This is a genomic window from Ignatzschineria rhizosphaerae, assembly GCF_022655595.1.
Classification (GTDB): Bacteria; Pseudomonadota; Gammaproteobacteria; order Cardiobacteriales; family Wohlfahrtiimonadaceae; genus Ignatzschineria; species Ignatzschineria rhizosphaerae.
The window spans coordinates 1,442,157-1,459,738 of sequence record NZ_CP093379.1 but is presented as its reverse complement, the minus strand read 5'-3'; the positions used below and the strand labels follow the sequence as shown (position 1 = coordinate 1,459,738).

Genomic DNA, 17,582 nt, shown 5'->3' with positions numbered 1-17,582 from the left:
CCTCTTATAACAGTCTATGTTTATTAAAATAATCGCAAAATTATGCTGTATGGATGACAGACGTAATTTTGGTAACAAAATTCAAATGAATGTGAGAAGTTTTCTCATGGACTTAATTATACAGATTTTCGGCGTGCTTCGTATTTTAACTGCAAAAAGTGCGCATTTTTGGTAGCATTAAACGGTTATTGTGAAAGGGTTATCAAGATGAAAATTACCTGGGTTCAAGGGGATAAATCTCCAGTTTTCAAAGATGCATTATGGGTTCGTGAGGAAGTCTTTACCAAAGAGCAGGGCTTTCCGGCAGAGATCGATTACGATGAGATGGATCAAACCGCTTGGCAGCTTGTTCTTTATGATGAAAAGAGCGAGAGGCAAGAATCTTCGAAGGCAATTGGAACATTACGTTTTTTTCTCAACGAAGCCGGAGAATATCAGATTGGGCGAGTCGCAGTTTTAAAAGATTATCGGGGGCAAAAACTCGGTAAATTACTGCTAAAAGAAGCCTTAAAGAAATGTGGGGTTTTAGCAAAGAGCGATACCGTGATTTTACATGCGCAAATTGCGGCAAAAGGCCTTTATGAGGCATTTGATTTTAAATGTGTGGGGGAGACCTTTTTAGAAGAGGGTGAGCCACATATTTTGATGAAGCGATCACTTGTGTTAGGAAAAATCCCCGCAGAATTATTAGATCGATCTAAAAAAATCCTCTTTATCGCTCATCTTGCGATTGGCGATTTTACTTATTTACAAAATTGTTTTAAAGCCTTTAAAGAAGCGTATCCCCATTTAAAGATGGATCTCTTTATTGAAGAGGTAAGATGCACCAGTGATGCGAAAAAATGGCCATTTTTAAAAAAATATTCCCTCTATGATTGGGCTGAAACCTGTGACTTTTTTAATAAGGTTTACCGGGAAAACTATTCACCTGCATTAAGAGCGGCGAGTATTCAAGAAGCAAAGCTCGAGAACTACCCTATTGTCGTTTCAATTGAGACTTTAGCATCTTTAAATGGAGCAGGACTAGCAAGAGAGATTGCCGGCGATAAAGGTTTTGCCGCAGGGATGGATATTCGTTATAAGTGGTATCAATTAGCGCAAAAAAGAGATCTTAAAAATCTCGATGCGCTGATTGAAGTCGTGAAGCCGTATCAAGGTAAAGCGCGTCATATTAGTGATGATTATAGTTATTGGTTTGCCCAAATAGGGGGCGTTCAGATGTTTAAGGAGGATCAGTATCCTTTTGTAAATATCCCCGAAAAATGGCAAGTTCATGCTAAAGCACAATTAGAAAGCTTTGGCGTTAAAGCAGATCAGCCGATTGTTTTTATTAATCATATTGCGAAAAATCCTCGCCGTTCATGGAAGCTCGATCAGGTACGTGAACTTATTGAGTTAATGCAAGCGCTCCCAAAATGGCAAGATACGTTCTTTATTATTAATGGAATTCCAGAGATCTTCCCTGAGATTGAAAATTTAATTAAAACGCATCAGCTTAAAAATACCAAGCCATTTAGTGCGCTTGATAATTTCTTTGAATTGCCGGCAATGCTTAAAGAGAGTGATTTAATCATATCTGTAGAAACAGCTGTGATGCATCTTGCAAATGCCGTCCATGTGCCGGTTATTGCGTTAATGCGAATTAAAACACTTGAGTGGGTGCCATTAAATAGTGAATTAACGACCCTTATTTTTACGCCCAAAAGAGCAGACGTTATTGCGGATATTCCGGCATCAAGAGTGATAGAAAATCTACCAGAAAACCCGAAAAAGGGGTAACCGCTGTTACGATAGTATCAGGAAGATTATAATCATCGTTAAAAAAGAGAGCGAGCATGGCATTAAATCAAACAGAGCAATTTAAGCGCGCGGTATTACTACTGCCGGGAGCTGTTAATTTTGATTTAGTCCGCATGCAATATGCTCAATGGCTCGAAGATAGCTTAATTATTGCTGTTGATAAAGGGATTGAAAAAGCCTCTTTTTTTGCTCAAGGGGCAGATCTTTGGGTAGGGGATTTTGATTCTAGCCGGCATTTAGAAGTGGATTTGGCATGTTATGGCGAAAAAATCCCTTATCCAGAAGATAAAGATGAGATCGATACGGAGCTTGCTATTGGGATTGCGCTTGAAAAAGGGGTTCAAGAGATTTTGCTTTTAGGCGGTATTGGTGGGCGTTTAGATCACCAAACGGCGCTTCTTTTCCTGCCTTTTCAATACCCCAATATCGCCTTTACCCATAGTAATGGTGAGCAGACTTTAACTTATTTACAAGAGAATCAAGAATATACAATTCCAACGCAAAAAGGGGGACTTGTTAGTGTAATTGCATTAACAAAGCTCTCAGGTTTAACCTTGCAAAAGGTCAAGTGGCCCTTAGATAATTTTACGCTCCCCTTAGGGCGAGGCTTAACTTATTCTAATCGCGCACTGGGTGATGAGGTATTGGTCGAGATCACGCAAGGTCATGCTTGGCTCTATAATGTCATGCCGGAAATCGATGAGTCGTTATAGCTCTTTTTAAGTGATTGGCTAAATATCGGAATCTCTTATTGCAGAATCTTTTTTGATAAATTCGATATTAATATCAAAACATTATAGTGTTCATAACAACATAGACTTTACGCTTTAAGCCTTCCTTTTATTTTAATGACAAATTAATAAGGGTGATATGAAGCCATTTAAATATCTATTTTTGATAAGAGCCCTTATTTTAAGTGCGTGTGATTCAGATTCTGATTCTTTTTCTGATTTAAGCGTGACTTTTTGGTGAGATAATCCCCTTAATACCGCTATCAACGTTACTTTAAATGATGGAACTTATCAGTTAGAACCTATGAGTGGGAGCTAGATTTTGCATACTTTTTAAAATGATATTCTTGCCACGATAGTGATGTTTATTGAGCATTAATCTCTTTTTTTTCAATAATTTTAAAATCATCTCTCATGATAAGGGGGAACTATTTGGGGCACCGACTTTTTAAGAGAAAGCGGTTTTTCTAAGTACCCAAAAGCACTTAAAAATGGTACGCTATACGCAAATTTAATTGCGTAAAACTTTGAGCGGGTAATTTTTTCTTTATATTCAATGGCCTTTCTTATTAATGCCAGAATCTATGAGATGAGATCATCAAAGTGATATGAATAACCTTACAGGAAACGTTTAAGGAAAGCATTATGTGGCAAATTTATTACAATGGTAATTGTTCAAAAGCACGTGCAGCAAAGGCATATTTAGATGAAAAACAGATTGCTTATGACATTATTAATTATTTAGAAGCGCCTTTAACGCCTGAAATGATTAAAACATTGCTCGGTAAACTAGGAATTGGTATTGATGGTTTAGTTAGAGTTAAAGAAGAGGCATTTAAAGCTATTGCGCTAGAGTGGTTCACTTGGTCTGATGATGAAAAAATCGCCTTTGTTATAGAAAATCCGATTGTTATTGAAAGACCTGTTGTGGTTTATGATGATCATGCAGTCATTGCTAGACCAGATGTTGCTCCCATTGATCATCTTTTAGCAAGAGCTTGGAAATAACACCTATTTAATGATAATAAGGTGGATCGGTTCTAAACGAACACCTTATTAAACAGGGAAGCGTTTAGAAACGATTTGTAATATCTCTCTATCGGCTTTAGAACACTTCCTGCTTTGTAACATTGTATATTCGTAAAAAACGAGGATAAATATGACACAAAATGTTGAAAGTAGTCTGGGGCTTAGTCGATTTTTTATTGTAGTAGGCGCAATTTTAGCGGGATTATCTGTAGTTATTGGGGCTTTTGGCGCACATGCGCTCAGTGCTCATTTAACAGAGCGCGGCGCTGCTATATGGGGAACTGGCGTACAATATCAAATGTTTCATTCCGTTGCGATGATTGTCATTGGTATTTTGCTTCTCATCTTAAATTCAAAAAAACTCCTAAAATATGCAGGTTTTGCATTTTTAATTGGGACGATTCTTTTCTCAGGCAGCCTCTATTTAATTGCACTTTTGACAATTAAAAATCTAGGTTTAATTACGCCTCTTGGCGGTCTCTTTTTTGTTGTGGGTTGGTTGTTGCTAATTAGCGCTGCAATGCTTTCAACTCGTATTCGTATTTAGTAAAGGAAATTTTATGAGCGTTCATTCCGTATTATCCATTTCTCCTTTAGATGGCCGTTATGCTAGCCGTGTAAAATCTTTAACCACTGAAGTGAGCGAATTTGGGCTTATCAAATATCGTGTAATGGTAGAGGTGAAATGGCTAATTAAATTGGCATCAGAGCCACATTTCAAAGAAATTCCTTCATTTGGTGAAGAAGCAAAAGCCTTCTTAATCTCTCTTTATGAGAACTTCTCAGCAGAAGATGCTATGGCGGTAAAAGAGATTGAAAAATCTACAAACCATGATGTGAAGGCCGTTGAGTATTGGATTAAAAACCAAGTTAAAGATCACCCTGAATTATCAGCATCTTCAGAGTTTACGCACTTTACTTGTACGTCTGAAGATATTAATAACCTCTCTTATGGTTTAATGTTTAAAAGCACAATTAATGATGTCGTGTTACCACAATTAACAGATGTTATCGCTTCAATGCGTGAGATGGCGTCTGAATTTGCGGCAACGCCAATGCTCTCAAGAACTCATGGGCAACCTGCAACGCCGACAACGCTTGGTAAAGAGATCGCAAACGTGATTTTCCGTTTAGAGCGCCAAGTAAAACAACTTCAAAATACAGAATATTTAGGAAAAATTAATGGCGCAGTCGGTAACTATAATGCCCATTTAGTGGTTTATCCTGATTTTGATTGGCCATCATTTGCAAAAGACTTTATTGAAAATGATTTAGGCTTAACATTCACGCCATACTCAACGCAAATTGAGTGTCATGATTATATCGCAGAGTTTTCACATACCATGACGCGTGTAAATACTATCTTTATTGATTGGTCACGTGATATCTGGAACTATATTAGCCATAACTTCTTTAAGCAACGCACGATTGCCGGTGAAGTCGGTTCCTCTACAATGCCGCATAAAGTTAACCCGATTGACTTTGAAAATGCAGAAGGAAACTTCGGGATTGCTAATGCGCTCTTTATCCACTTTGCAGAAAAATTACCAATTTCAAGAATGCAGCGTGATCTAAGCGATTCAACGGTACTTCGTAGTGTTGGCTCTGCTTTTGGGTATACATTAATTGGTTTTAGTAGCCTTCTTAAAGGTCATGGCAAGCTTGAAGTGAGTAGTGAAACACTATTAAAAGATCTTGATGCTAACGTTGAAGTATTAGGGGAGGCTGTACAAATGGTGATGCGCCGTGATGGTATTGCAAACCCATACGAAAAGTTAAAAGACTTCACGCGTGGTAAACGTATTAATATCGATGAGATGCGTCAATTTATCGATACGCTTGAGCTTGATGAGGCAGTAAAAGCACAGTTAAAAGCATTAACACCGGCAACTTATGTTGGCTTTGCTGAAAAGTTAGCAAAAGAGATCTAATTCTTTTCTAATCATTACCGCTTTATTGCTTAAAACCCTATAACAAGATTATTGTTATAGGGTTTTTTTAATGGCTTATTTTATGAATTCTATATTTATAAATCCTATAAGATAAACGATTAATTTTTTTAGTAATTTTGGTTTATAGTGAAATCGGTTTAAAAAATACTGAACCAGATTGCCGGCGCATCAGTTATGAGAAGCGCAAGAGCCCTTCTATCCGGCAGCCTGCAAGCTAATTTGATACACACTCTGTATCCTTAAATACTTCTAAAATAGTATTTCTTAAACCTAATCGACTATAAACGTTACTGAATCAGATTGCCGGTGTATCGGTTGCAAGAAGTCTATGGGCCGTTTTATCCGGTGTTGTATATCACATCGACTACAAAACAGTTTTAAAGATAATTTTTAAAGCAGTAAAGCATGGGAAATCGTAGTATTCTTATAAATGTTTTGGTGCTTATGCGCTACTTTGATCACTTGCAGATATTATAAAATTTAAGGGGGAGAAATTGTTAGAAGTATATTTTGAGGGAGTTTTATTATCTGCCGGACTTATTATTGCGATCGGCGCCCAAAATGCTTATGTTTTAAAGCAGGGCGTGCAAAATAATCATGTATTTTTTGTCGCAACGGTCTGCTTTTTATGTGATTTTGTTTTAATGTCTTTAGGGATTTTAGGGGTGGGTACTTTTGTTGCGCAAAATCAGGTGCTTCAATTACTACTTGCGGGCGGTGGAATGCTCTATATTCTGTGGTTTGCGTTACAATCATTTTTAAGTATTCGTCAAACGCAGAGTATGGAGCTAAGACGAGCAGATGCGCCGGGGACAGTTAAAGCGGCTGTGATTGGGGCACTCGCGATTACGCTACTTAATCCTCATGTTTATTTAGATACAGTAGTGATTATTGGCGGTATTGCCGGGACTTTAGAAGCGGAGCATAAACCCCTATTTCTATTAGGTGTTTTGACATCATCTGCCATCTGGTTTTATGGGCTTGCTTATGGCGCGCGTAAACTAGCGCCGATTTTTAGAAAGCCTTTAACATGGCAGATTTTAAACTTCCTCATTGGCTTAATGATGCTATTTATTGCCTATCAATTGGGATTATTTATCTTCGAAAGTTTAACTTAAGACTTTTCTGATTGTTTACCAATATTCGCTTCAGCGAGGAAATATTGATAAAGATGCCAAGTTTCTTGATCGGTTTTATAGGAATTTATAGTGAAATTGGTTTAAAAGTTACTGAATCAGATTGCCGGCACATCAGTTATGAGAATCGCAAGAGTCGTTCTATCTGGCGTTGTGCAAGCACGGTTTAATACGTCTCTTTATAGATTGATACAAGGCTTGAGGGAATGTTTCGTCTTCTTTCTAAAACTTTATAGAGATTTAGTAGATTTAGTAATAAAAAAGCCGTTTATTGAGAAACGGCTTTTTAAATGTTATTGATCTACTTTATTAAAGATTAGATTAGTTTACTGAAGAAACATATTGTAATCCGACAACGCCAATAATGATTGCCGCTAAGCTTAGTAAACGCTTAATATTTTTTGATTCTTTAAAGAAAACAATATTAAGAAGAACCGCGCCGGCCGTTCCTGCACCGGTAAAGACCGTGTAAGCAATACTCAATGGTAAATATCTAAAAGAGAAGTAGAGGAGCGCAAACGAAAGGAAGATCCCACCGTAGTAGAGCACTCGGTTAATAAGGGTATGGTTACGACTATAAAGGCTTAAACCAAAAACACCCACTAATTCTGCACTTGCCGCTAAAGCCACAAATACCCAACCTATAACAACAGCACCCATTATGCATTCTCCTCGTCTCTAATATTTACATCGAATAGATTTAAGCCAATCACGCCAATGAGGATAATGCCCATAAAGAATAACATTTGAGCAGTAATCGTCTCATTAAAGAGGAAATAATCCATTAATGCAGCGCCGACTGTTCCGCTGGCGGCAAAAATTGCGTAAACCGTGCCTGTAGGAAGTCCTTCACAAGCTTTGGCTAAGAAATTGAGATCAAGAAGTACGAAAACACCGATAATGGCCCAGTGCCACCATGCGCTTGCAACATTAAATCCATAGAGCCATATCAGCTCAAAAATTGAGGTGAGCGCAACATATATCCATGCTTTATTCATAATATATCCGTTTTTATTTAACTGCTAATTTTTGATAAGTTGCAAATTTAGGGTGCCAAAAAGGGCATCTAAAACGCTAACTTAGATTGAAATTTTCTGAAAAGTTTTTGAAATGAGAATCTAGAAAATTGTGTAAGAACAAGTAGATTCTAATTGATAAGTTGTTAGAGACTTACCACTTTAGAGGCGGGAACGCCGATAGCAGAGAATGCAAAAACGTGCGATAAAATCGGAAGAGAAATTGTACTGCTGTTTGTTACGAGAACACATATAAAAGTTTTGGTTGTTAATAATGCCTGCTATTGTTATCTCGGCGCTCTTTTTTGTCAACTTTTTTTTGAGTTTAATATCAGAAAGTTACCGAAAAATAGGGGGCTTTGGGAGCATAAAATAGTGAGGCTTCTGGCGAATTTTCTTTATAAATCTAGGGATTACGAGCAGACTCCATAGATTGATGCGATGGGGAAATATTTTTTTGCTCAATGAGGGTGGAAACCTCATTTTTAACAACATTATTCATAATAAATAGTAATAAAAATAGGAGTGCGCCGCCCAACAATAATTTGATAAAAAGGGATGACACCAATCTTTTGGGCGATTGATTAGTCGATGAATTAGGGCGATCTTGATGAAGTTTCATAATCTTTTTATTAATATTAATCGATTGTTTTGACAGTTTCGATCTGTTTTTGGGAAGAGAGGGAAGCGCCAAGTGATGCTAAAATAATCGCAATAATACCGGCAATTTGCACAATGGATAAAACTTCGCTCAAGATAATAAAGCCAAAAACGGCGCCAATAGCAGGCTCAAGGCTTGTGAGTGTTCCAAAGGTTTTTGCTGGCATTCTAGTTAAAGCCATCATTTCAAGAGCATAAGGCATGGCAGATGTTAAGACAGCAACGGTAATTGCCATCGGAATATATTCAGGGGCAAAAATTCCAATCCCACCGCTTGCAACACCAATTGGGACGTAGATCACAGCGGCAACGGCAGCGCCAATAGCAACGGTGGCTGTGCCATAGTAATTTCCCGCTTTTTGCCCAAAGATAATATAAAAAGCCCAACAAACGCCGGCACCTAAAGCGTAGAGAACACCAGTAATGTCTAGATCACTATTTCCCGTTAACGGGACAAGTGCTAATAAGCCGGCAACTACTAAGAAGATCCAAAGAAAGTCGATTTTACGGCGTGAAGAAAAGAGCGCAACCGCAAGGGGGCCAGTAAATTCAAGGCCAACAGCAATCCCTAAAGGAATCGTTTTAATGGATTGGTAAAAGAGAAAATTCATTGTCCCAAGGGCAATTCCATAAAGTACAAGGTAACGACGATATCCAACTTGGAGTTTTCGTTTCCAAGGTTTAAAGACCAGCAATAATATGAGTGCACTAAATCCTAAGCGATAAGCTGTGACGGCTTCCACACCGACAATGGGGAAAAGCTGTTTAGCTAAGGTGGCGCCACCTTGAATAGAGATCATTGCCGCAAAGAGATAAATTAATGGCAATAGCATGCTACGACTTGAGTGAATCATATAATTAGTGTCTTGAAATTAAAAGGTACAAAAAATCCCGATAGTAAACGTATCGAGAAGGAATTTAGTTAAAACGAGAGAAGTAAAGCTCTACATTTTAGGGGTAAGTATTGGTTTTTATTGTAGAACAGATTGTTCTAGCTTTTTTATGATGATACAGCTGTAGGCACTGCGTCTTAGTTTGTGAACCACTAAATAGTAGCGATGATAGCATGATCTACCATCGCTTTTGTAGTGCTTTTATACAATTATTTTAAATCACTGCTTCAGATTCTTTTTTGTGGTCTTTTTTCTTTGGCATTAAGGTTAAAGCCATACCTCCAAAGATGAGGATAATTCCGAGCCACTGCTCGATAGATGGCATAAATCCTGTAATAAAGATATCCATTACAATCGCCACAAGGGGATCTAAGAAGACCAATATCGCGATCACTTGTGTGCTGAGATTACGGATAGAATCAAAAAAGAGATAGAACACAATCCCGGTATGGACAAACCCTGTAATCAGAATATAAAACCAATTAAGAGGCGTTAAATTATTAAAGAGAGATAGATCCACAAAAGGAAGAAGTAATAACACGCCAAAAGCCACTTGAATCGTGGTAATTGCGTAAGAGCTTGCGTATTTAAAGCCTTTTCCCACTAATGTTAAAAGAGCATAAAAGAGCGCCGAGAGAAGCCCAAAAATTAACCCTTGTGAGAGAAAATCGGCAAAGGATGCACTTCGATTTACCTCGGCAATAGCTAAAGTACCAATAAAACAAGCAGCAATAGCGAGCATTGGAATGAGTGTTAACTTCTCTTTATAGATAAAGGCACCAAAGATCATCACAATTACAGGGGCTAAATGGTAGATAGAAATCGCCACAGTAACGCCCGATTCTTCAATCGCTTTAAAGAAATAGACCCAGTTAAGGATGAGAAATACGCCACATATTAATATTCGAATCACTTCGGGTCGTACCCATTTTTCACGGCGAAGCTGTCCTGATTGCCACCAGAAAAAACCGAGGAAAATAGCGGCGCATAGGCAGCGAATAAAGACTAATTCTAAAGCCGGAACGCCACTTCTTTGGGAGAAAAAGCCAACAGAGCCAAAAAGGATCATGGCGATAGACATTTTAGTAAGTGCAGTGCGGTTATTGAGCACAGGTGTAAGACTAGTTTGCATATTGATAAAACTCTTTTTTAGGTTGTTTGCGCCCCAATTAGGCGCAATTTATTATTGTCATTATTCCTCTAAGTTGAGGATAGTTTGATGTTTATCAAGAGAGTTTTCAAATTTTATTCGAATCTCAGCAACGCTAAATTAGGCACTATTCTTTTTGTGGTAGAATTGCCGGCATGTTTTGATTTTGTTAAACAACTTTGCTTTTCAATGAGCGGCTTGGAGATATTGTATGTTACATCGTTATGAAGATCTAATCACAATCTTTAATGACACTTTTTTACAAAGTGAGAATACAATCTTGGTCAAAGGGGATGATGAGCCGATCTATTTACCTGCAGATAAAGATCATCCTCATCATCGAATTGTCTTTGCGCATGGCTTTTTTCAAAGCGGATTACATGAAATTGCCCACTGGTGTATTGCCGGTAAAGAGCGCCGGCAGTTAGTGGATTTTGGCTATTGGTATTGCCCGGATGGCCGGGATGAAAAGACGCAAGGTGAGTTTGAAAATCACGAAGTAAGACCTCAAGCCTTAGAGTGGCTCTTTTCTGAAGCTATAGGCAGAAAGTTTGGCGTCAGCTGTGATAATCTTGCCGGTGATTTTGAGCCAGATCGTTTAAAATTTCAGCAAAGAGTGCAGCAAGAAGTGGTCAAAATGTTGAATGAAGGAATTCCGCCAAGAGGGGAAAAGCTGATTATGGCTTTTCACAAGTTTTATAAAACCCCGGCATTAGCGCTTTCACAGTTTCCTTATCCGGAAACGATTTGGGATCTATAAGTATAGAGTGGAATTTTAGATTTATTTTTAATGGATGGAGAAGATGATTTTAGAAACTCAAGGGAAGGTTTTAGTCTTATCAGATTCTCATGGTGATGTCGAAACGATGCTAGATATCATTGGGCATTGGGAGAATGAGCTTGATGCGGTCATTTTTACGGGTGATGGAGCAGAGGATTTGGTGGAAGCTGCATTTATCTTTAAAGATCTCTCCTTTTATGCAGTGACGGGGAATAATGATCGAATGCAAGCGCCTAATTCTAGAGTGAACTTTCCTTTAGAAAATGAGCTTGTGCTATTTGGGCGTAAAATCTATGTGACCCATGGGCATATTGCCACTTATGCATTAGTTAAGCAGGAAGTATTACGCCGTGCGTTATTAGCAGAGGCTTCTATTGCACTCTACGGACATTTACATATACCTGAAGTATATATTGAAGATAATATTGCCCGTTTTAATTCTGGAAGTATTGCTTATCCAAGAGGATCATCTGATCCGAGCTATTTAATTTTGGATATATCCGCGCATTATCTGGGCTATCAATTTTTTCACGCAAAATCACATCAAAAACGGGATATTTTAGTTTGAGCTTTGAGAGAAAAAGCTTAAGCCATTGAGATGGCTTGGGTACAAAAAAAAATGAAAAATTCAAGCAATTTAATTTATAAAAATTATCGCCTGTGGAAAAGGTTGTAAGGGAGCATAGTAACTGTCTTTACTGGTCTTTGCGTGATAATCACACGATTTATCAGCCTTACTTTGGTGGGGTATAAGTGTTATAGTAGCTCAGGTATTTTGATGACGGATTTTACGATTTCTATCTAAAAAAAGAGATCTCTTTTGAGATTTTAATTCGCAAATATGCTGAAAGAATGTTGAAGCCCTGAATATAGCGTGATAATGATTTTATCTACTATTATTTTATTTGGCTTTAATATTATTTTTAAATTTATTTTAAATGTCATTATTTTTGAGTTTCTAAATGCTATATTTAGAAATTAAAAATATAGATATATGAAAGTAGAAATATTTAAATATATTCTCTAACTTTAAATATTTTGAAGTATTTAAAGTTAGAGGATGTGTTTGTATAAGTCATTAGATAATTCGTTTTGATTTAGACTGATAAAGGGTGCTGAGAATGATTAATTACGTAGTAAAGAGTAATGGTGAACGAGAAAAGTTTGAGGCTGAGAAACTGAATAAATGGGCAGAGTTTGCCTCACATTATGAAGTGGATTGGAGTGCCATTGCGCTTGAAGCATACCGTAAATGCTACGACGGCTGTACTACGTTAGAGTTACACAAAGCGATGATTGATGCTTGTGTAGAGAGAGAAGATCATCAGCATTTAAAGATGGCAGGCCGTCTATTAATTGGTACGATTTATAAAGAAGCATTTGGGGGGTATCGTCAGATTCCAACACTTGCTGAGTTCTATGATCACATGGTGAAACTCAATCACTGGGAAGTGATGGATTATACTCGTGAAGAGTTAGCAGAGCTTGAAAATATTATCGACCATGAAATCGATATTAACTATAACTACACAACCCTTCATCAAATGAAGGATCGTTATTTAATTAATAACCGTGTAACAGGGCATTGCCTTGAGTCTCCACAGTTTATGTTTATGGGAATGGCGATGCAAAATATGCAAAACCAGCCTCGTGAACGTCGTATGCAAGATATTGCTAAGCTCTATCGTTATCTTAATGAGCTTAAAATCAATACGCCAACGCCGATGTTGATTAATATGCGCACGCCTCATAAAGGTTATGCATCATGCTGTGTTTATACCGTTGATGATAATGTGCCAAGTTTAGCTGTGGGCGATCATATTGCGTATATGATGACTTGTGCATCAGCAGGGATTGGCTCGCACCTTTTAACTCGCTCAAAAGGTGATCCGGTTAAAGAAGGGCGCGTTGTCCATCAAGGAAAGCTTCCTTATTACCGTATGATCCAATCAGCGGTTCATGCCAATATGCAAGCATCACGAGGTGGATCTGCGACGGTTTATTTTAACGTTTTAGATCCTGAGATCCTTGATCTTTTAGTGCTTAAAAACCCAACAACGGTCACGCAAAAACGTATTCGTGATATTGATTATGCGATGATTGTGAATCGTTACTTTGTGGAGAAAGTGGCACGCAATGAAGACTGGATGTTAGTCAGTTTACTTCATGCACCAAAACTTTATGAGCTTTTATATCATGAAGATTATGAAGCATTTAAAGTGGAGTATGAGCGTGTACTTGCTGATGATTCGATTAAGAAAACATTAGTAAAAGCGCGTGATATTGCCCTTAAATCATTAACGGAAGCTGCGGAAACTGGGCGTATCTATCTCACCTATATTGATGAGATGAATCGTCACACGCCATTTAAAGATACCATTTATTCCTCAAACCTCTGTTTAGAGATCGCCTTACCGACGAAAGCTTATACCGGTATGCCAGATCTTTATTCTGAAGATCCTGTGGGAGAGATTGGACTTTGTTCGCTTGCGTCAATTGTCGTAGGCCGCGTATCTGAAGAAGAGTACGAAGATGTGGCTTATTACTGTGCGCTCATGATCGATAACGTGATTGAGATTATGGAATACCCATTTGCTTCACTTAAAACAACTGCGCAAGCTCGCCGCTCTATTGGTGTTGGTATTACCAATCTAGCGCATGAGATGGCGCTACAAAAATTAAGCTATGCATCACCAGAAGGGAAGAATTATATTCACTTTATTGCAGAGCGACATTCTTACTTCTTGCATAAAGCGAGTTTAAAACTTGCGAAAGAGAAAGGCAATGCGCCGTGGATTGAGCGTACGAAATATCCAGAAGGATGGCTCCCAATTGACACTTATAATAAGAATGTGGATACGGTTCATAGCCAAGCATTAGTCTATGATTGGGAAGCGCTTCGCCAAGAGATTATTGCACAAGGCGGAATTCGTCACTCTGTATTAGAAGCGATGATGCCTGTTGAATCGAGTTCACAATTGACGAATACAACTAATGGTCTCTATCCGATTCGTAACCTTAAAGTGATGAAGACATCTGGTACAGGGAAGAATCTCTTATTAGCACCAGATATGGATGAGCTCGCGCCATATTATGATATTGCTTGGAATTTAGATTCTAAAGATCTCATTGAGATGTATGCCATTATTCAGAAATTTACAGGACAAGCTATTAGTGCAGACCTTTATTTGAATATGCAAAATCAACAGACAATCTCAAGCCGCCAACTTCTATCAGACTTTATTTATATGATGAAGTTAGGTTGTAAAACACGTTACTACTTAAATAGTGCTTCTGGTATTGTCCATGAAGGATATGAGAAAGTAGAAGATCAAAGCTGTGCCGGCGGTGCTTGTACACTTTAATTAATTAATCGGCGAAGTTCTGCAAACTTCGTCGTTTTATAGGAGAAAGTTCATGCAAGATACATCTATTTTTAATCAGAAGAATGACAACTGGCAAACAGGCCAATATCCGTTATTCTTAGGAGAGCCGCTTGCGCTCTATGATTCAATTAATACGCCATATCCCCGTCTTTTTGATCTCTATAAATTACAGAAATCAATGGACTGGACAGAAGATGAAGTGAATCTTGAGCAATCAAGAATGGATCTTTTAAATTGTTCAAAAAATAACTATGACATCATGGTGAAAACGCTCGCATTCCAATGGGAGCTTGATTCTGTTGCATCACGTACAATTGCGCCACTTTTTGCGCCATTTGTGACTAACTCAGAGCTTTGGGTAATGCTTTCAAAGCAATCAGAGATGGAGAATCTTCACGCACTTACTTATTCTGAGATCATCCGACAATGTATCTCAGATCCGCAAGAAGTCTTTAAAGAAGTGATGCGTAATGATGAGGTTTTAAACCGCTCAACGACAGTTTTAGATTGCTTTGATACATTAGATCGTTATGGTGCGATGTATAAGCTTGGGCAAATTGATCGTGATTCAAAAGAGCTTAAATCTGTTGTATTAAGAGCTTTTATTGCGCTTTATTGCTTAGAAAAAATCGAGTTTATGAGTTCATTTGCGTGTACATTTGCCCTTGCTGAGCAAAATATCTTCCAAGGTATCGCAAAATTAGTGCAAAAGATCGCTCAAGATGAGCAAGTTCACGTCATGATGGATGAAGCCGTTCTTGAGATTCTTTTTAAAGATGATGAGTGGAAAATGCTCCTTCATGAAAATAGAATTGCGGTTTATGACATTATCAAAACAGTGATTGATCAAGAACTTGATTGGAACCGTTACCTCTTTAGTGAAGGGCGTTCAATCGTGGGATTAAATAAGACATTGTTAGATGAGTGGGTACTTTGGAACGCACAAGACCTCTATCAATTCTTAGGATTACAAAACCCTAATCCTCGTATTGAGAAAAACCCGCTCTCTTGGATGGATAACTGGTTTGACTTAAACAAAACCCAAAACGCAAACCAAGAGATGGATAATACAAACTATCGCCTCAATAGCGTTACAGATGATGCAGAAGATGAGATCTTCGATATCTAATACCCTATTTAGCGTTAGAAGATAGACCTTTTTTTAAATAGGTTAACGTAATAAATTTAAGCAGCTTTATATAGAGCTGCTTTTTTTATTGTTATAAGGCAGAGATTTCAGAGTTATAGTAGATTCGGTTTAAGAAACACTACTTTAAAAATATTAAGGGTACCGATTATGTATCAAATTCGCTTGTACGATGCCGGATAGAACTATTATTGCACTTCTTATAGCCGATACGCCGGCAATCTGATTCAATCACTCTTAAACCGATTTCACTATATATAGCTGACGCGCTGGCAATCTGCTTCAGCCGATTTTGAATCGAAAAGTAAAACTGTATAGCAAGCTCATCAAACCTGCTTGCAAGATGCCGGATAGAAGGATTATTGCACTTCTTATAGCCGATGTGCCGGCAGTCTAGTTCAGTAACTTTTAAACCGACTTTTTATATTGCGAGCACGGTGGAGTAAGAAGGGTGATAGCATTTTTGCCATAAGGTAGATCATTTTAAATCGAAGATGCTATTAAAACAGTTAATATAATGATCGATAACAAAAATCATTAATCTTATAAGTTTAAATACCTAAAGTCTAAAAAGATCCTTGTGTAAGGATCTTTTTCAACAAAATTTAAAGCCCCATAAGGGATTTAATGATCTCTGCTATCAATAGTCTCTACTAAAAGGGGCGTGTTTTTAACCGTTAACTCCCTATTTATTAGAGGTTGTTCTTTAAATTTAGCTTGTTAAACGGCTCACTCTCGAATACTCGCTAGATCTTGCGTACGCAACGCCTTTTGTAATTGTTAAAATCTCTTCTAATAATTGCTCAGGTAATTGGAGATCCTTATTTTTAGTAAGCCAGACTGCTTGCTCGACAGAATAATTTCCCAATCTTATTGACGAATCTGCACCTTTTTTTAATAAACAGAGCCCTAAGACCTCAGAGCCTGGCATAAATTCAAAAAAGAGTTGATAAGCACTATTTGAGAGTGGATACGTTTTTTGTGGCTGCATTGTTGTCATAAACTGACTCCTTATTAGCTGAAAAAAATAAATGGGCCGCAATTAGGAAATCGCCCATTGATAAAATTAATAATATTGGTAAACAATCCGCCTTTATTTAAGGCAGATTTTTCAATATATCTAATCTATCAGTAAATAGCAATGTTCATTTATTATTAAATAAATATTAATAAGATAAACTCATACAAATAAAATACAAAAATGCTTTATTAATAAAATTTATAGGAACGCTTCAATCACTCTAGATCACTAAAGAAGGACATAGTGTGATATCTTTTGTTGAAAAGGTCTATCTTGCCGCGATATGTCCAAGAATGCCGGCATTCTTCTTGTTATCTTGTGTCTGCAATTTAAACCTAAAGCTTTTCTTAAGCCAATTTTACTCTATTTTTTGTATTGAGCTAGCGTGATTGAAATAACAAAATCGAAATATCGTCGATTCGGTTTAATAAACGCTACTTTAAAAATAAAACCGCACAGTATGGGTTTTGAATGAGCTTGTATAATGATGGATATAATAGCCCTTACGTTTCTCATGATTGAGGTGCCGGCAATCTAATCTAGCTGTTTTTAAAGTGATTTTACTATAGTTAGATTTAAGCCATGCTAACTAAGTGGATTTATTCTTTAGTGAGTGCTTATGAGGGGTTTTGAGGATTTGTTTATAGAGATATATTATGATTTTTTATTAGGATTTTAGAGGAGAGATCTTCCATTTATAGTCATCACTTCAATAGCTTATCATCATCTTTGTAAGGGTTTCTATAGCGGATTGTTGTAAATTTAACCACTGGGGCAAAGTATCTCCTTAATTTTATTGTTCTTTTTTTGAATTAATTGAAATTGACGCTTAAATTAATTCACATTAAATGTTTATTTCCCCTATGATAGCTCGGTATGT

Annotated in this window: 16 protein-coding genes; 11 read left to right on the top strand and 5 right to left on the bottom strand. The window is 37.4% G+C overall.

All coding sequences use genetic code 11. The features are described from left to right. The first annotated feature begins 207 nt into the window (after positions 1 to 207). From MMG00_RS06280 to MMG00_RS14140, 7 genes are all read left to right on the top strand, one after another. A complete protein-coding gene (locus MMG00_RS06280; protein WP_242152978.1) occupies positions 208 to 1,779 on the top strand; it encodes a GNAT family N-acetyltransferase in 1,572 nt (523 codons plus the stop codon). A 56-nt stretch (positions 1,780 to 1,835) separates the two neighbouring features. Next, positions 1,836 to 2,513 carry a thiamine diphosphokinase gene (locus MMG00_RS06275; RefSeq protein ID WP_242152975.1) on the top strand — a complete coding sequence of 226 codons (678 nt, stop codon included), beginning with the start codon at positions 1,836 to 1,838 and terminating at the stop codon, positions 2,511 to 2,513. Positions 2,514 to 3,176: 663 nt separating this feature from the next. Beyond that, positions 3,177 to 3,539, top strand: a complete 363-nt coding sequence (locus MMG00_RS06270) for an ArsC/Spx/MgsR family protein (RefSeq protein WP_242152972.1) — start codon at positions 3,177 to 3,179, stop codon at positions 3,537 to 3,539. Positions 3,540 to 3,690: 151 nt separating this feature from the next. Continuing rightward, positions 3,691 to 4,107 (top strand): DUF423 domain-containing protein, encoded by a 417-nt coding sequence (locus tag MMG00_RS06265; RefSeq protein ID WP_242152969.1) that lies wholly within the window; start codon positions 3,691 to 3,693, stop codon positions 4,105 to 4,107. A 13-nt stretch (positions 4,108 to 4,120) separates the two neighbouring features. Further along, positions 4,121 to 5,491 (top strand): adenylosuccinate lyase, encoded by a 1,371-nt coding sequence (purB, locus tag MMG00_RS06260; RefSeq protein WP_242152966.1) that lies wholly within the window; start codon positions 4,121 to 4,123, stop codon positions 5,489 to 5,491. Between the two features lie 515 nt (positions 5,492 to 6,006). Then, positions 6,007 to 6,630 carry a LysE/ArgO family amino acid transporter gene (locus tag MMG00_RS06255; protein ID WP_242152963.1) on the top strand — a complete coding sequence of 208 codons (624 nt, stop codon included), beginning with the start codon at positions 6,007 to 6,009 and terminating at the stop codon, positions 6,628 to 6,630. A gap of 53 nt (positions 6,631 to 6,683) precedes the next feature. Continuing rightward, positions 6,684 to 6,818, top strand: coding sequence for a hypothetical protein (locus tag MMG00_RS14140; RefSeq protein WP_255837728.1), 135 nt, complete (start codon positions 6,684 to 6,686; stop codon positions 6,816 to 6,818). Positions 6,819 to 6,969: 151 nt separating this feature from the next. On the opposite strand, the gene MMG00_RS06250 is transcribed toward MMG00_RS14140, so the two are convergent. The 4 genes from MMG00_RS06250 to MMG00_RS06235 all read right to left on the bottom strand — a co-directional run bounded on the left by MMG00_RS06250 (position 6,970) and on the right by MMG00_RS06235 (position 10,349). Continuing rightward, entirely contained in the window at positions 6,970 to 7,308 is a 339-nt protein-coding gene (locus MMG00_RS06250) for a DMT family transporter (RefSeq protein WP_270049370.1), read from the bottom strand. After that, on the bottom strand, positions 7,308 to 7,646 hold the full coding sequence (locus MMG00_RS06245; RefSeq protein WP_242152961.1) for a DMT family transporter: 339 nt from the start codon (positions 7,644 to 7,646) through the stop codon (positions 7,308 to 7,310). The genes MMG00_RS06250 and MMG00_RS06245 overlap by 1 nt, the downstream gene beginning before the upstream one ends. 656 nt (positions 7,647 to 8,302) lie before the next feature. Beyond that, the gene (rhtA, locus tag MMG00_RS06240; protein ID WP_242152959.1) at positions 8,303 to 9,178 is read right to left on the bottom strand and encodes a threonine/homoserine exporter RhtA; all 876 of its coding nucleotides are present in this window, start codon (positions 9,176 to 9,178) and stop codon (positions 8,303 to 8,305) included. 253 nt (positions 9,179 to 9,431) lie between these two features. Next, positions 9,432 to 10,349 (bottom strand): DMT family transporter, encoded by a 918-nt coding sequence (locus MMG00_RS06235; RefSeq protein WP_242152955.1) that lies wholly within the window; start codon positions 10,347 to 10,349, stop codon positions 9,432 to 9,434. Positions 10,350 to 10,578: 229 nt separating this feature from the next. Between MMG00_RS06235 and MMG00_RS06230 the strand changes: the two genes are divergently transcribed. The 4 genes from MMG00_RS06230 (at position 10,579) to MMG00_RS06215 (ending at position 15,663) form a co-directional block, all read left to right on the top strand. Then, positions 10,579 to 11,127 (top strand): elongation factor P hydroxylase, encoded by a 549-nt coding sequence (locus tag MMG00_RS06230; RefSeq protein ID WP_242152951.1) that lies wholly within the window; start codon positions 10,579 to 10,581, stop codon positions 11,125 to 11,127. A 43-nt stretch (positions 11,128 to 11,170) separates the two neighbouring features. Further along, on the top strand, positions 11,171 to 11,716 hold the full coding sequence (locus MMG00_RS06225; RefSeq protein ID WP_242152948.1) for a metallophosphoesterase family protein: 546 nt from the start codon (positions 11,171 to 11,173) through the stop codon (positions 11,714 to 11,716). A 553-nt stretch (positions 11,717 to 12,269) separates the two neighbouring features. Next, positions 12,270 to 14,513, top strand: a complete 2,244-nt coding sequence (locus tag MMG00_RS06220) for a ribonucleoside-diphosphate reductase subunit alpha (protein ID WP_242152945.1) — start codon at positions 12,270 to 12,272, stop codon at positions 14,511 to 14,513. 52 nt (positions 14,514 to 14,565) lie between these two features. Continuing rightward, on the top strand, positions 14,566 to 15,663 hold the full coding sequence (locus tag MMG00_RS06215; RefSeq protein WP_242152942.1) for a ribonucleotide-diphosphate reductase subunit beta: 1,098 nt from the start codon (positions 14,566 to 14,568) through the stop codon (positions 15,661 to 15,663). A 730-nt stretch (positions 15,664 to 16,393) separates the two neighbouring features. Here the strand turns inward: MMG00_RS06215 and MMG00_RS06210 are convergent. Then, complete coding sequence (locus MMG00_RS06210; RefSeq protein WP_242152939.1) at positions 16,394 to 16,681, bottom strand: hypothetical protein; 288 nt, start codon at positions 16,679 to 16,681, stop codon at positions 16,394 to 16,396. Positions 16,682 to 17,582 lie beyond the last annotated feature (901 nt).

Excerpts from the sequence above, each read along its gene's own strand:
- MMG00_RS06280 (WP_242152978.1), top strand. The coding sequence starts at position 208 with ATGAAAATTACCTGGGTTCAAGGGGATAAATCTCCAGTTTTCAAAGAT.
- MMG00_RS06275 (WP_242152975.1), top strand. The coding sequence starts at position 1,836 with ATGGCATTAAATCAAACAGAGCAATTTAAGCGCGCGGTATTACTACTG.
- MMG00_RS06270 (WP_242152972.1), top strand. The coding sequence starts at position 3,177 with ATGTGGCAAATTTATTACAATGGTAATTGTTCAAAAGCACGTGCAGCA.
- MMG00_RS06265 (WP_242152969.1), top strand. The coding sequence starts at position 3,691 with ATGACACAAAATGTTGAAAGTAGTCTGGGGCTTAGTCGATTTTTTATT.
- purB (WP_242152966.1), top strand. The coding sequence starts at position 4,121 with ATGAGCGTTCATTCCGTATTATCCATTTCTCCTTTAGATGGCCGTTAT.
- MMG00_RS14140 (WP_255837728.1), top strand. The coding sequence starts at position 6,684 with ATGCCAAGTTTCTTGATCGGTTTTATAGGAATTTATAGTGAAATTGGT.
- MMG00_RS06250 (WP_270049370.1), bottom strand. The coding sequence starts at position 7,308 with ATGGGTGCTGTTGTTATAGGTTGGGTATTTGTGGCTTTAGCGGCAAGT.
- MMG00_RS06245 (WP_242152961.1), bottom strand. The coding sequence starts at position 7,646 with ATGAATAAAGCATGGATATATGTTGCGCTCACCTCAATTTTTGAGCTG.
- rhtA (WP_242152959.1), bottom strand. The coding sequence starts at position 9,178 with ATGATTCACTCAAGTCGTAGCATGCTATTGCCATTAATTTATCTCTTT.
- MMG00_RS06235 (WP_242152955.1), bottom strand. The coding sequence starts at position 10,349 with ATGCAAACTAGTCTTACACCTGTGCTCAATAACCGCACTGCACTTACT.
- MMG00_RS06230 (WP_242152951.1), top strand. The coding sequence starts at position 10,579 with ATGTTACATCGTTATGAAGATCTAATCACAATCTTTAATGACACTTTT.
- MMG00_RS06225 (WP_242152948.1), top strand. The coding sequence starts at position 11,171 with ATGATTTTAGAAACTCAAGGGAAGGTTTTAGTCTTATCAGATTCTCAT.
- MMG00_RS06220 (WP_242152945.1), top strand. The coding sequence starts at position 12,270 with ATGATTAATTACGTAGTAAAGAGTAATGGTGAACGAGAAAAGTTTGAG.
- MMG00_RS06215 (WP_242152942.1), top strand. The coding sequence starts at position 14,566 with ATGCAAGATACATCTATTTTTAATCAGAAGAATGACAACTGGCAAACA.
- MMG00_RS06210 (WP_242152939.1), bottom strand. The coding sequence starts at position 16,681 with ATGACAACAATGCAGCCACAAAAAACGTATCCACTCTCAAATAGTGCT.